Raw genomic sequence first — 13,836 nt, 5'->3', positions numbered from 1 at the left:
TGGAGCAGTTTGGTAGCTCGTCGGGCTCATAACCCGAAGGTCGTCGGTTCAAATCCGGCTCCCGCAACCACATTACAGCTAAACGTTGATAGCTTCTTTGCAGTAAGAACTTAGTTTCTAGCAGATAAGTTTAACGGTTAACTAAGCGATACTAGCTCAGCTGGTAGAGCGCAACCTTGCCAAGGTTGAGGTCATCGGTTCGAACCCGATGTATCGCTCCAATTTCTTTCTTAGGAATGATATTGGGAATATAGAGTCATTAACTTAAATAATGCATCCGGACGCGGGATGGAGCAGTTTGGTAGCTCGTCGGGCTCATAACCCGAAGGTCGTCGGTTCAAATCCGGCTCCCGCAACCACATTACAGTTGAACGTTGGCTTGATGCTTCTTAGCAGACAAGATGAACGGTTAGCTTATGCGATACTAGCTCAGTTGGTAGAGCGCAACCTTGCCAAGGTTGAGGTCATCGGTTCGAACCCGATGTATCGCTCCAAATTCTATCTCACGCTTTATGCTGAAGATGAAAATGGTTTAGTTTCATTGTACTTAACGTTAATGAAGCGAAAAGAGAAACATCCGGACGCGGGATGGAGCAGTTTGGTAGCTCGTCGGGCTCATAACCCGAAGGTCGTCGGTTCAAATCCGGCTCCCGCAACCACATTACAGTTACACGTGAACACTGCCTTTCATTAAGCGCTTAGCTTCTTAGCAGACAGTATTAACGGTTAACTAATGCGATACTAGCTCAGTTGGTAGAGCGCAACCTTGCCAAGGTTGAGGTCATCGGTTCGAACCCGATGTATCGCTCCAGCTTTCTTCTAAAAAGCTATTAAGACTCTTTAAACCACCGTGTTTTTCTTTAGATCACAGAGTTTAAAGACGACCTTAAAGGTCACGCTCTTTCTTTAATGCTGCGAAGCATAATCCCCCCAAAAAGCAAATAATCCTCCATCATGGTGGATATTTTTTTGTCTTAAATTTTTCTTAGCAACTGGAATGCTAGTAAACATCAGGTCTCTGAAGCAGATACTTGAGGTTTTTCACATCTATAAACAGACTTATCCACAAAGTGTTAGGTGTGGATAACTTGGTTGATAAAGTTATTTCAGACTTAATTCTTTACATATCCCCAAAAGATCTTTCTTGTTTTCAATATATTAGCTGAATTGTGGCGATCGTAACTTGTTGTTTTTTATCACTTTGAGTGTTTATCTTGAATTTGATAAAAGATCGTTAACTTGTTGTTTTTTGATCTTAATCATTTATCGGTACTGTGTTTAACTTTGTGAGAGTGTCGGAAGTTTACGAGAGTTCTGAATTTTTTCCACATTGCTAAAATTGAGAACAAGGTCAAACATTGTTCTAAAATTATGTGCGACGGGTTGTCTTAAATGTTGGACTATTTAGGTAGGTTAGCTAGCCAATCGTTGATGCCTAAAGGGCTAGGCGTCTCTTGGTAGTCCTTTCTCAACAATACGTATCAGTCTGTGCTTTTTGGTGGATATTTTACTGCTACTTCTTTGCACACCGCTAGCGTTGGGTAACTGTTGTAGTTGTTTATTCAAAGCCCACTCAATATGCACATCTAGCATTTCGTTTTTGCCTTGATGAGATTCTAGTGTTTCAACAATACGTTGTTGAAATGGCGCATTGCCCATCGCAACAAAGAGATTGCGTAACCACTGGGTGTGGCCGATACGTCTTATTGCTGAGCCTTCCATTTTCTTTAGGAAGGTTGCTTCGTCCCAACTTGAAAGTGAAACCAGATCGGCTTCTTGGAAATCTTCTCTACGATGAAAGTCTGTTTGCTCTGTGAGTTCGGCATGACGGTTCCACGGGCACACTAACTGACAGTCATCACAACCATAAATACGATTACCAATGGCGTCTCTAAATTCTTCCGGGATCACACCATCGTATTCAATGGTTAAGTATGAGATACATTTTCGAGCATCCACTACGCCATCAGCAATAATGGCACCCGTTGGGCAAGAAGTGATACATGCGGTGCATTTTCCGCACTCATTAACACTGGGTTCATCAACAGGAAGCGGGATATTAACCAGCAACTCTCCTAGAAAGAACCAAGAGCCCGCGTCTTTATCGAGAATTAACGAGTGTTTACCTGTCCAACCCAACCCCGCTTTTTGAGCGAGCGGTCTTTCTAAAATAGGCGCTGAATCCACGAAAGGACGTGAGTCTAAACCTTCGACCTCTTTTTCGATCCTTTGTCCCAGCTTTTTCAACTGGTTACGGAACAATTTGTGATAATCGCGGCCTAAAGAATAACGGCTGATATAGCCTTGAGTGGTATCACTTAGGTTAGAGGCAAACTGAGCTTCTGGTGGTAGGTAGTTCATTCGGGCGCTGATCACTCGAATGGTGCCTGGATGAAGTTCATCAGGACGTGCGCGCATCATTCCATGTCGAGCCATCCAATCCATTTCGCCGTGGTTGCCAGCATCTAGCCATGCTTGAAGAGGGGCTTCGTGTTCACTTAAATCAATATCGCAGATGCCAACTTTTTGAAAGCCTAGCTCTTTTCCCCAGATTTTAATTTTTTCAGCAAGATGGTCTAGATTCATGGCTTCATTCTTAATTCTTATTTTCTCTGTTTTACAATTAGAGATAAGGGTGACTACTCACCGCCCGTTGGGCGATGCTTCTTATTTCGTTAGCCAATGCTCGATAGTATCGAGTCTTACGCAGCTTCCATAAGCAAAAACGACTGTCCAGCCGCTTTTAATTCTAGAATACCTTTATCACGGATATTAAGAGCGGCATTTAGATCCCGATCTATATCTGTAGTGCCACAAGAGGGACAATCCCACTTGCGAACTGATAAGGACATTTCTTCCATTTTATGACCGCAACAGTGACATGTTTTAGAGCTGGCGTACCACTGGTCGAGTTTAACAAGATGTTTACCTTGCTCTTTCAACTTGTACTCCAACTTAACAACAAAGCTATGCCATGAGGCATCTGCTATGTGTTTAGCTAGTTTGCGGTTTTTCATCATATTGGCTGATTTCAATGTCTCTACAATCACAGCGTGGCTTTTGTCTACGAGTGTTCGAGATAGTTTGTGTTGAAAATCAGCGCGAGCGTTCGCTGTCTTTTCATGGCACTTTGCAACAAGCAAACGAGCTTTAGCTCTGTTTGCGCTACCTTTAGCCTTGCGCGAAAGCTGCTTCTGTTTACGTCTGAGATTCTTCTCTGCACGCCTTACGAATCGCGGGTTAGCTTCTCTCTTGCCGTTCGATTGAATAGCAAAGTGTGATAACCCTAAATCAATACCTGTGACTTTATCGATTGGGTTAATCAAGCTAGGCGTTTCAACGCCATCATCCACAAGGGTGGACGCATAAAACTTACCTGTTTTACTCAAACTGAGAGTAATGCTTTTAACCTTACCAATGATCTCACGATGGATGTTGGCTCTAACTGGCTTCATCTTCGGTAGCTTGATAGCACCATCAAGAACCTTAACACCAACACAGTGATAGCTAGATTGCTTGCCGTGTCTACGTTTGAATTGTGGGTACTTGGCTTTCAGCTTTGGGTTAAAAAAATTATCAAAAGCTTGGTGAAGGTTGATCACTGATTGTTGCAAAGCAATTGAGTCATATTGCTTCAACCAATGGTACTTTCGTGATTTCTTGGCAACTGCAAGTACTGGCTTGATATCCTTTTTAGGATTCAGTGTCACACCATGCTTGCGGTACATATGAGACTTTAAATGTAGAGCTTTATTATACGCAAAACGCACAGCGCCAAACTGAGCGATTAAAAACTCAGCTTGTTCTAGTGTTGGGTAAATACGTACTTTGGTTGCTCTTAACATAATAATCCGCACTGTATATATGTACAGAATTATGGCATATCAAATGCGGGTGTCTACTTTTAAAGTGCTTGACGCACTTTCGACCTTATATCACCGCCCTCACCTGGCGATGGTTTACGGTCGGATTGCTAATTAAAATTAGGTTCGGCAAAAATGGGGGCGGATCTTAACGGATCTTAGTGATATTGACCAGAACTGACGTGTTTTGATCAGTATTTTTCATAGAAGTTACACTTGAGTGCTTGTCTACTAAAAGCATCACGGTTTACTATTCTTGTTCTTTTGATTTTTATATAGTCAACGATCGATTTTTAGAGAACGTATTCATGAGCACGAAACAATTTACTTTGAAAGATGAACAAGCAACGATTCAATTAGGGACGGAGCTTTCTAATCTTTGCTCACAGCAGACGACTATTTATCTGCATGGTGATCTTGGCGCAGGTAAAACGACCTTCAGTCGTGGCTTTGTAAAAGCACTTGGCCATCAAGGAAATGTAAAGAGCCCAACGTATACTCTAGTTGAACCTTATCAACTTGCCGATTGGCAGGTATATCACTTCGATCTTTATCGCTTAGCCGATCCTGAAGAATTGGAGTTCATGGGGATTCGTGATTACTTCACACCAGATGCTATCTGTTTGGTTGAATGGCCTGAGAAAGGCTATGGGATGCTACCAGAAGCCGATTTGGACATTGATATTCGTTACCAAGACGATCACCGTATTGTTTCTTTAACCGCTAATAGTGAATACGGACAGCGCTTACTTAGTCAGTTGGAGTTATGTTGATTTCTAGACGCCTTATTTCAGCAGTAGCCATGATGGCTGCTGTTTTTTCTATACTGTTTTCTTCACTTGTTTCTGCAAACTCACTGAAAAGTTTAAGGGTTTGGCCTTCTCCAGAAGAAACTCGTGTGGTTATCGACTTAAAATCAGAAGCGGACTTTAGCTATTTCACCTTGAGTAGCCCGAGTCGTTTAGTGGTCGATTTAAAACATACCAACCTTGCAACTAAGTTACCGGTCGTGGTGAAAGATAGCCCCGTTCTATCTAAGATTCGTAAGAGTTCACCGCCAGACAAAAATACCTATCGCTTGGTTTTTGAGTTGAAGAAATCCTCTACAGCGGAGCTGTTTAAACTCAGCCCGACTCCTGGTGGTCAGTACGGACATCGTCTGGTGATCGATCTGCCTCATGGTGCGGCAAGCAAGGGGACAACGACGTCGAAGCCGAGTAAACCAACGGTGAGCAAAAATATTAATCAGGTTAAACGTCAGAAAGACATTCTGATCGTGATTGACCCTGGTCACGGTGGTGAGGACCCAGGCTCTATTGGTCCAAGTCGTAAGTATGAAAAGAATGCGACTCTGAGTATTTCTCGTAAGCTTGCTGCACAGTTGAATGCGGTTCCTGGGATCAAAACTCGCATGACCCGTAACGCCGACTACTTTGTAAACCTTAACCGACGTGTCGCGATTGCTCGTGAAAACGAAGCTCATCTGTTTATTTCTATTCACGCGGATGCTTTTACGACCCCTCAACCAAGAGGTGGTTCGGTGTTTGTGTTGAATACTCGACGCGCAAATACCGAGATCTCTCGATGGATCGAGAACAAAGAGAAGCAGTCTGAATTACTCGGTGGTAGCGGTGCGGCTTTCACTGGCAATATTGATGATAAGAACGTAAACCAAACTCTGCTTGATTTGCAGTTCAGCCACTCACAGAAAGAGGGCTATAAGCTTGCAACAACCATCCTGTCTGAGATGGGTAAGGTTGCTAAGCTTCATAACAGTAAACCAATCAATACCAGTTTGGCGGTATTGCGTTCACCACAGATACCATCGGTCTTGGTCGAGACGGGCTTTATTTCGAATCCGACGGAAGAGAAGCTGCTTTTCCAACGTTCGCACCAAGATAAATTGGCACGAGCAGTGACCAAAGCGGTCGTTAAGTATTTGAAGGCTAACCCACCAGAAGGGATTATCTTGTCTAACGCAACGTCGTCAACGGGTAGCGTGAGCCAACATAAAGTGTCTCGTGGTGAGTCTTTATCGGTGATTGCGAGTAAATATGGCACCTCGACACAGACGTTGATGAAATTCAACAACCTGAAATCGAGCAGCCTAGCGATCGGCCAAGTGCTTAAGATCCCAAGCAGTGCTTCAGGCTCATCATCAAGCAGCGCAGTGAAAACCAAGACCATAACCCACACGGTTAAGTCTGGAGAGTACCTAGGCAAGATAGCCAGCCGTTACAAAGTACGGGTGGCAGATATCAAACGTGAGAACCGCTTGAAGTCTGAAACACTGAGAGTGGGTCAGAAGCTACGTATTACGGTTGAAGTGAAAGATGTCCCTCTGCGCAAACATAAAGTCGCAAGAGGTGATTATCTTGGCAAGATTGCTTCTAAGTACGGCGTGAGTGTTAACAGTATTCGCCAAGCGAATAAGCTACGATCTGACAGCCTAGCGGTGGGGCAGGTGTTGATTATTCCGCACAAATAAGCTTTTTAACGCAGACATGTTTCCATCAATGGCAGTAAGGCTATAAATATGACGATCAAAATACTGCCAGCTCGGTTAGCTAACCAAATCGCAGCGGGTGAAGTGGTAGAAAGACCAGCTTCTGTTGTGAAAGAGTTGGTTGAGAACAGTTTGGATTCAGGTGCCACACGTATCGATATTGATATCGAGAAAGGTGGCGCCAAGATGATCCGCGTTCGTGACAACGGCAAAGGCATCGTTAAAGATGAACTTGCCTTGGCGCTGAGCCGCCATGCTACCTCCAAGATTCATACCCTTGATGACCTTGAGGCGATCGTCAGCCTTGGTTTCCGTGGTGAGGCGCTCGCGAGTATCAGCTCTGTTGCGCGCTTAACCATGACTTCACGCCCTGCTACTCAAGATCAAGCTTGGGCCGCACACAGTGAAGGCCGTGACATGCAGGTGAAACTGCAGCCTGCAGCGCATCCCATTGGTACCTCGGTTGAGGTGTTGGACCTGTTCTTCAATACGCCAGCACGCCGCAAGTTTTTACGCACCGAGAAAACTGAATTCACGCATATCGATGAGCTGCTTAAACGCATCGCATTGAGTCGCTTTGATGTGACGATTAACCTTCGCCATAACGGTAAAATGATTCGTCAGTACCGCGCTGCCAAAACACAAGTTCAAGCAGAAAAGCGCATCGCTGCGGTATGTGGCAATCCTTTTGTTCGTCATATGCTTAAGATTGAGCTAGAACATCAAGGTCTAAAACTTCATGGCTGGATCACCACGCCAGAAGGAGCAAGGCAACAAAGCGATCTGCAATACTGTTATGTGAATGGTCGTATGATGCGTGACAAGCTGATCAATCATGCGATTCGTCAAAGCTACGAAACCAGCCTGCGCCCAGACCAATTTGCGACGTATGTGTTGTTCATTGAGCTAGACCCACATCAGGTGGACGTGAATGTTCACCCTGCAAAACACGAAGTGCGTTTCCATCAAGCCCGCCTTGTACATGATTTCATTTACCAAGCACTGAGTGATGGACTAGCCCAAAGTAAACAAATTGATGCAGCACCGATTAAGCAGTCTGCGTTTCATCAGTCAGAAGTGATTCATCATCAGCAAGATAGCTCGAACTCTGGTATCGGTGAAGTGGCCAGTTTCTCAGAGCCTGAAAGCTCAATGCCTAGCCGTTCGGATCAAACCCAAGTATCTGATAGTGAACGACATGCTATTGAGCAAACGCCAGCCTACCCGAGAAAAGCAGAGTCTGAGCGCACTTATGATCAACCTCAACACAGCGTTAATGATGGTGGGCAACATTATGGCTCAACAGCCAACCAAGGTTCATCGTCTAGCATTGGTTCATCGCCTAGCAGGGGCTCTTCAACCAACTTAGATTCGTCTACTAACATGAGTTCAGCTAACACAGGCTCGTCGGCTCGCGAAACCAGTTTTACCGGTTCTCCTCGCCAAGAGTGGATCGAGTCTCGACCTGAACCTAAAAAAGAGAAAGAGCCAAACCAGCATCACGGTGAACCCGCGCCCTCTAAGCGAGAAGTGAAAGCCTATAAAGAGCTTCTGAAAACGCCAGATTTTGATGGTCAAGTTGTAGCCCCATCATCTCCTCAAGAGCATGTGGCACCAGTAAAAATCAGAGACAACTTAGAAAATATCGAAAATAAAGAAGCTAAGCCTGCTCAACAGAATCCTGTTCATTCAAAACCAAGAGTTCCTGTGACGGACTTAGGCAAAGCCGTCTCGGTAGTGGAACGTCAGTATCTTGTGATGGGCAATAAGAACGGCAGTGTGCTGGTTTCCTTGGCTAAGGCTGAGTTATTACGTGTTGTTGGTCAGCTTGATACTCGAGGTGGTGCGTTAAAAAGCCAACCTCTATTGGTGCCTTTATCGATTAAGCTTGGTAGTGAACTTGTCGAGGTTGCTAAGGCGTTGAGCCAAACACTGGCGTTATTGGGGATTGAGCTTAAGGCGCGAAACAGTGAAGCGGTAATGGTGATGGGCGTGCCTTCTCCTTTGAGGCAGCAAAACTTACAAATTTTGATCCCAGATCTGTTATCTTACGCGGCTTCATTAAACGCTCAGATTGTCGATAATCACGCTGCTACTGTTTTTAACGATATGTTGCCATCATTGGTCAACTGGATCGGGATTCAAACGGCACAAGTAAAAAGCGACTACACTTTATCTGAAGCGGTTCAACTAGTTGGGGAACTTGAACAGCTTTGGCATGGTCTACTTCCATTAGATGATCCAGAGTTTGTAAATCCTATCGACTTTTCAGCGACTATAGCCGCGTTTACGGTTTAACTTTTTCGCGATGGCATTTATCTTTGCAACTGAATGTATCGCGATACGAAGCCCTTTTTTATAAAGCGCTCTAACAGAGAAACAAATACAAAATATCATGACTGAAAAATTACCTTTAGCGTTGTTTTTAATGGGCCCAACGGCATCAGGAAAAACAGATTTAGCTATCCGCTTACGTCAGAAGTACCCAGTAGAGATCATCAGTGTCGACTCAGCATTGATCTACAAAGACATGGATATCGGCACCGCTAAACCGGATGCAGGAGAGCTCGCGCTCGCGCCCCATCGTTTGATTGATATTCTCGATCCAAGCGAAGCGTATTCTGCGGCAGATTTTCGTCGTGATGCGATCAATGAAATGAATAAGATTGTAGCGGAAGGAAAAATCCCGTTACTGGTTGGTGGCACAATGCTGTACTACAAGGCATTGTTGGAAGGCTTATCGCCATTACCGGCCGCGGATCAAGAGATTCGTAAGCAGATTGAAGCGGAGTCTATTGAACAGGGTTGGCAGGCATTGCATGATCAATTAAGAGAGATAGATCCCGTATCCGCTGAAAGAATACACCCAAATGATCCACAAAGGCTTTCAAGGGCATTGGAAGTTTACCGAATTTCGGGTAAAACATTAACAGAGCTAACTCAAACGAAAGGCGATAGCCTGCCATTTCGTGTAAAACAATTTGCAATAGCTCCCAAGGAAAGGAAAGAGCTCCATCGCCGTATTGAACTTCGCTTTGAGAAGATGATAGAGGCGGGGTTTGAAGATGAGATGAAGGCGTTATATGCCAGAGACGATCTTCACCCTGAACTGCCATCGATCCGATGCGTTGGTTATAGGCAGATGTGGGATTATTTAGATGGGAATTGCGATTTAGACGAAGCGGTTTTCCGTGGTGTCTGCGCAACCCGTCAATTGGCCAAGCGACAAATCACCTGGTTACGCAGTTGGGATGATTTAACTTGGTTGGATAGCGAAAACATTGAACAGGCGTTAGAAACTCTTTCAGATGCAATAGCATCTGATTAGTATTGCTGTGTATAATGTGATCGCTTTTGCGTGAATATACTCTGAAAAGGATCAGTTATTGAGGCTTTTAAAAATCACAGCCTTTCAATAACAACGGAGTTTTTTTATTCGTTTAGCTCAGATGCAAAGGCCGCACCTTTTTGTGCACCACTAGCTAAATAATTACAACAAAATATAAATAAGGAAAATAAAATGGCTAAGGGGCAATCGCTACAAGACCCATTCCTAAATGCACTCCGTCGTGAGCGCATTCCAGTCTCTATCTATCTTGTTAACGGCATCAAGCTGCAAGGTCAGATCGAGTCTTTCGATCAATTCGTGATCTTATTGAAGAACACAGTAAACCAAATGGTTTACAAGCATGCGATTTCTACTGTGGTTCCTGCTCGTGCAGTTAGTCACCACAGCGGCGAGCAACAGCGTGCGCCATCTGATCGTCCAGAGAAGACTGAAGATTAATCGTTCAATTGATACAGCTTGCGCTGTAATAAGGAGTTGGTTGCTTGTTTGACCGTTATGAATCCGGCGAGCGAGCCGTACTTGTTCATATCAACTTCACGCAAGAGGGAGAATGGGAAGACCTAAGCGAATGTGAAATGCTGGTCTCCTCAGCGGGGGTAGAAACGCTACAAGTGATTACTGGTAGCCGACAATCCCCACTCCCTAAATACTACGTTGGAGAAGGTAAAGCCCTAGAAATCGCTCAAGCCGTTCAGCTGACCGGGGCTGAAATTGTGATTTTTAACCACTCTCTCTCTCCTGCCCAAGAGCGAAACCTCGAGCAATTGTGTAAATGTCGTGTGATTGATCGCACGGGTTTAATCTTAGATATCTTTGCACAACGTGCGCGAACTCATGAAGGTAAGCTACAAGTTGAGCTCGCTCAGCTTCGTCATATCTCTACCCGATTGATTCGTGGTTGGACTCACCTTGAAAGGCAGAAAGGTGGTATTGGTCTTCGTGGTCCAGGTGAAACTCAACTGGAAACCGATCGACGTTTGTTGCGTGACCGTATAAAAGCGATATTACGTCGTTTAGCGAAAGTGGCTAAGCAGCGTGAACAAGGACGACGTGCTCGTAATCGAGCTGAAATCCCAACAATTTCTTTGGTTGGTTATACCAACGCAGGGAAATCAACACTTTTCAATCAAATCACTAGTGCAGGTGTTTATGCGGCAGACCAACTGTTTGCAACTCTAGACCCAACACTACGTAAGATTGAATTGGCAGATGTCGGGCCTGCAATTCTCGCAGATACCGTAGGTTTTATCCGTCATCTACCACACGACTTGGTCGCTGCGTTCAAGGCTACGTTACAAGAGACGCAGGAAGCTGACATTTTGTTACATGTTGTTGATGCCAGTGATGACCGCTTTCGTGAGAACATTCAGGCTGTTCATGAAGTATTAGAAGAAATCGATGCTCATGAAGTGCCAACCCTTGTAGTCATGAACAAAATTGACTGCATGGAAGACCAAAAACCTCGAATTGAAAGAGACGAAGAGGGCGCACCACGCGCTGTTTGGGTTTCTGCAATGGAAGGAGAAGGGATTGAACTGCTGTTTGAGGCTTTAACTGAGCGTTTAGCGAGTCAAATGGTTCAATTCCGGTTGTGTATTCCACATCAACATCAAGGCCGTATTCGCAGCTTATTCTTCGAGATGAAATGTATTCAACAGGAAGAGTATGATGAAAATGGTAACTTGTTGATAGATATCCGAATGCAACAAATAGATTGGTCTAAACTTGAAAAAAGAGAAGGGGCGCTCTTAGGTGACTTTATCGTTACCAAAGAGACTGCTACAGTATAACGTCATATCAAATGATGGAGCTTTCTAATGGCGTGGAATGAGCCTGGAAATAATAACAACGGCGATAATAACGGCCGCGATAATGACCCTTGGGGTAAGAACAATAATCGCGGCGGCCGAGATCAAGGACCGCCAGACTTAGACGAAGTGTTTAGTAAACTAAGTCAAAAGTTAGGTGGCAAGTTTGGTAAAAAAGGTGGCAACGGTAACGGGCCATCTATTGGTGGTGGCGGTGCAATTGGCTTTGGTGTCATTGCTGTCATTGCGATTGCTATCTGGTTCTTCGCTGGTTTCTACACCGTTGGCGAAGCAGAAAGAGCCGTTGTACTTCGACTGGGTCAATTCGACCGTATCGAAGAACCGGGTCTTAACTGGCACCCACGCTTCATCGATGAAATTAAAGATGAGCAACTGGTTAACGTTCAAGCGATTCGTTCTCTACGTGCTTCTGGCACCATGCTAACGAAAGATGAAAACGTTGTGACGGTTGAAATGGGCGTTCAATACCGTGTTTCTGACCCATACAAGTACTTGTATCGTGTAACGGACGCGGACGACAGCTTACGTCAAGCAACTGATTCTGCGCTTCGTGCGGTAATTGGTGACTCACTAATGGATAGTATCCTAACAAGTGGTCGTCAGCAGATTCGTCAAAGCACTCAAGAAACGTTGAACCGTATTATTGATAGCTACGACATGGGTATTCTAATTGTTGACGTGAACTTCCAGTCAGCACGTCCACCTGAGCAAGTGAAAGATGCATTTGATGATGCTATCGCGGCTCGAGAGGATGAAGAGCGTTTTGAACGTGAAGCTGAAGCTTACCGAAATGACATTCTTCCAAAAGCAACAGGTCGTGCTGAGCGTTTGAAGAAAGAAGCGGTGGGTTACTCAGAGCGCACAGTTAATGGTGCTCTAGGTCAAGTTGCTCAGTTCGAGAAGCTTTTACCTGAATACCAAGCTGCTCCTGAAGTAACACGTAACCGTATGTACCTTGATACAATGGAAAAAGTGTACTCAAGCACATCGAAAGTCCTGATTGATTCTGAATCAAGCGGTAACTTGCTATACCTACCAATTGATAAGCTAGGCGCACAAGGTGGTTCTCAGTCGGGCACTCGCCCTGCAAAAGCATCATCAACTTACGATCAAATTGAGTTAGAAACTCAAGCGGATCCAAAGTCTAGCACTCAAACTCGTTCAGACAGTTCACGTCAAGGGAGATACTAATAATGCGTAAATTAATGATCCCTGTATTAGTTGTGACGATTGCCCTTCTATTGATGTCACTATTTGTGATTCAAGAAGGCGAGCGTGGCATGGTAATTCGTTTTGGTCGAGTTCTCGATGACAACGGCGTATCACGAATCTATGAACCAGGCTTGCACTTTAAACTGCCTATGTTTGATCGTGTAAAAGTACTTGATGCTCGTATTCAAACGATGGATGGTCGTTCTGACCGTTTCGTAACATCTGAGAAAAAAGACGTTCTAATTGATACCTACGCAAAATGGCGTATTGCTGATTTTGGACGTTTTTATCTGAGTACTGGCGGCGGCAATATCATGACGGCAGAAGCACTTCTTGAGCGTAAAGTGACAGATGTTCTTCGTTCTGAAATTGGTGCTCGTGAAATTAAGCAGATCGTGTCAGGCCCTCGTAATAAGGACATCCTGCCAGACTCTGCTGATAGCGAAGTCGTCACAACGGTAGCGGCTGCAGAAGCTCTAGAAGTTGATGGCGAACGCGATAAGATCATGGAAAACGTTTTGTCTGGAACGTCAGAAAGCGCGATGGCTGATTTAGGTGTTGAAGTTGTTGATTTCCGAATGAAGAAGATTAACCTTCCTGACGAAATCAGTGAATCTATCTACCGCCGTATGCGTGCAGAACGTGAATCGGTTGCTCGTAGACACCGTTCTCAAGGTCGTGAGAAAGCAGAAGTTATCCGTGCTCAAGCTGAGCTAGAAGTAGCAACAGTTCTTGCAGAAGCTGACCGTACAGCTCGAATCACTCGTGGTGATGCGGATGCAGAAGCAGCGAAGATCTACTCTGATGTGTACAGTAAAGATCCTGAGTTCTATGGATTCATGCGTTCATTGCAAGCTTATGAGACATCGTTTAGCGATAAGAGCGACATTCTAGTACTGGATCCGAAGACTGACTTCTTCCAATACATGAATCAAGCGAGCGGCGCTCCAGCAAAATAAGCTGATGCGTTAGCGGATGCTTAGCTCAATAAGCAAAATACGTTAAAACTTAAAAGGCTCCCATTATGGGAGCCTTTTTGTTTTCTATTCTATTCTTTGAAGACTGAAGACTGAAGAC

The 13,836-nt window shown here is 44.6% G+C and carries 10 protein-coding genes and 5 tRNA genes; 13 read left to right on the top strand and 2 right to left on the bottom strand.

The window, feature by feature from the left end; translation table 11 throughout:
• The first annotated feature begins 145 nt into the window (after positions 1-145).
• The 5 genes from H5300_RS22840 (at position 146) to H5300_RS22820 (ending at position 811) form a co-directional block, all read left to right on the top strand.
• Positions 146-221, top strand: a tRNA-Gly gene (locus H5300_RS22840).
• A gap of 61 nt (positions 222-282) precedes the next feature.
• Positions 283-359: transfer RNA gene (locus H5300_RS22835), tRNA-Met, on the top strand.
• Positions 360-418: 59 nt separating this feature from the next.
• Positions 419-494: transfer RNA gene (locus H5300_RS22830), tRNA-Gly, on the top strand.
• A gap of 88 nt (positions 495-582) precedes the next feature.
• Positions 583-659: transfer RNA gene (locus H5300_RS22825), tRNA-Met, on the top strand.
• A gap of 76 nt (positions 660-735) precedes the next feature.
• Positions 736-811 (top strand) — tRNA-Gly (locus H5300_RS22820).
• A 632-nt stretch (positions 812-1,443) separates the two neighbouring features.
• On the opposite strand, the gene queG is transcribed toward H5300_RS22820, so the two are convergent.
• Positions 1,444-2,586 (bottom strand): tRNA epoxyqueuosine(34) reductase QueG, encoded by a 1,143-nt coding sequence (gene queG, locus H5300_RS22815; RefSeq protein WP_102482028.1) that lies wholly within the window; start codon positions 2,584-2,586, stop codon positions 1,444-1,446.
• Between the two features lie 116 nt (positions 2,587-2,702).
• Positions 2,703-3,845: an RNA-guided endonuclease TnpB family protein gene (locus tag H5300_RS22810; protein WP_182796972.1), complete on the bottom strand. Its 1,143-nt coding sequence runs from the start codon at positions 3,843-3,845 to the stop codon at positions 2,703-2,705.
• A gap of 326 nt (positions 3,846-4,171) precedes the next feature.
• Here H5300_RS22810 and tsaE point away from each other — a divergent pair, with 326 nt between their 5' ends.
• The 8 genes from tsaE to hflC all read left to right on the top strand — a co-directional run bounded on the left by tsaE (position 4,172) and on the right by hflC (position 13,718).
• Positions 4,172-4,636, top strand: a complete 465-nt coding sequence (gene tsaE, locus H5300_RS22805; RefSeq protein ID WP_004735870.1) for a tRNA (adenosine(37)-N6)-threonylcarbamoyltransferase complex ATPase subunit type 1 TsaE — start codon at positions 4,172-4,174, stop codon at positions 4,634-4,636.
• Complete coding sequence (locus tag H5300_RS22800) at positions 4,630-6,351, top strand: N-acetylmuramoyl-L-alanine amidase (protein WP_108167469.1); 1,722 nt, start codon at positions 4,630-4,632, stop codon at positions 6,349-6,351. Before tsaE ends, H5300_RS22800 begins: the two co-directional genes overlap by 7 nt.
• A 48-nt stretch (positions 6,352-6,399) precedes the next feature.
• Positions 6,400-8,667 (top strand): DNA mismatch repair endonuclease MutL, encoded by a 2,268-nt coding sequence (gene mutL, locus H5300_RS22795; RefSeq protein WP_182796971.1) that lies wholly within the window; start codon positions 6,400-6,402, stop codon positions 8,665-8,667.
• Between the two features lie 97 nt (positions 8,668-8,764).
• Positions 8,765-9,697 carry a tRNA (adenosine(37)-N6)-dimethylallyltransferase MiaA gene (gene miaA, locus H5300_RS22790; protein ID WP_004735867.1) on the top strand — a complete coding sequence of 311 codons (933 nt, stop codon included), beginning with the start codon at positions 8,765-8,767 and terminating at the stop codon, positions 9,695-9,697.
• A gap of 192 nt (positions 9,698-9,889) precedes the next feature.
• Complete coding sequence (gene hfq, locus H5300_RS22785; protein ID WP_004735866.1) at positions 9,890-10,156, top strand: RNA chaperone Hfq; 267 nt, start codon at positions 9,890-9,892, stop codon at positions 10,154-10,156.
• 44 nt (positions 10,157-10,200) lie between these two features.
• Positions 10,201-11,508 carry a ribosome rescue GTPase HflX gene (gene hflX / locus H5300_RS22780; protein WP_004735864.1) on the top strand — a complete coding sequence of 436 codons (1,308 nt, stop codon included), beginning with the start codon at positions 10,201-10,203 and terminating at the stop codon, positions 11,506-11,508.
• 27 nt (positions 11,509-11,535) lie between these two features.
• On the top strand, positions 11,536-12,738 hold the full coding sequence (gene hflK, locus H5300_RS22775) for an FtsH protease activity modulator HflK (protein WP_004735863.1): 1,203 nt from the start codon (positions 11,536-11,538) through the stop codon (positions 12,736-12,738).
• A gap of 2 nt (positions 12,739-12,740) precedes the next feature.
• Positions 12,741-13,718: a protease modulator HflC gene (gene hflC, locus H5300_RS22770; RefSeq protein ID WP_004735862.1), complete on the top strand. Its 978-nt coding sequence runs from the start codon at positions 12,741-12,743 to the stop codon at positions 13,716-13,718.
• The last annotated feature ends 118 nt before the right edge of the window (positions 13,719-13,836 follow it).

The organism is Vibrio sp. SG41-7, assembly GCF_014164465.1.
GTDB classification, from domain to species: domain Bacteria; phylum Pseudomonadota; class Gammaproteobacteria; order Enterobacterales; family Vibrionaceae; genus Vibrio; species Vibrio splendidus.
The sequence above is the reverse complement of the archived record's forward strand: the minus strand, read 5'-3'. Positions and strand labels throughout refer to the sequence as shown.

Excerpts from the sequence above, each read along its gene's own strand:
- H5300_RS22800 (WP_108167469.1), top strand. The coding sequence starts at position 4,630 with ATGTTGATTTCTAGACGCCTTATTTCAGCAGTAGCCATGATGGCTGCT.
- H5300_RS22810 (WP_182796972.1), bottom strand. The coding sequence starts at position 3,845 with ATGTTAAGAGCAACCAAAGTACGTATTTACCCAACACTAGAACAAGCT.
- hflC (WP_004735862.1), top strand. The coding sequence starts at position 12,741 with ATGCGTAAATTAATGATCCCTGTATTAGTTGTGACGATTGCCCTTCTA.
- hfq (WP_004735866.1), top strand. The coding sequence starts at position 9,890 with ATGGCTAAGGGGCAATCGCTACAAGACCCATTCCTAAATGCACTCCGT.
- hflK (WP_004735863.1), top strand. The coding sequence starts at position 11,536 with ATGGCGTGGAATGAGCCTGGAAATAATAACAACGGCGATAATAACGGC.
- queG (WP_102482028.1), bottom strand. The coding sequence starts at position 2,586 with ATGAATCTAGACCATCTTGCTGAAAAAATTAAAATCTGGGGAAAAGAG.
- tsaE (WP_004735870.1), top strand. The coding sequence starts at position 4,172 with ATGAGCACGAAACAATTTACTTTGAAAGATGAACAAGCAACGATTCAA.
- mutL (WP_182796971.1), top strand. The coding sequence starts at position 6,400 with ATGACGATCAAAATACTGCCAGCTCGGTTAGCTAACCAAATCGCAGCG.
- miaA (WP_004735867.1), top strand. The coding sequence starts at position 8,765 with ATGACTGAAAAATTACCTTTAGCGTTGTTTTTAATGGGCCCAACGGCA.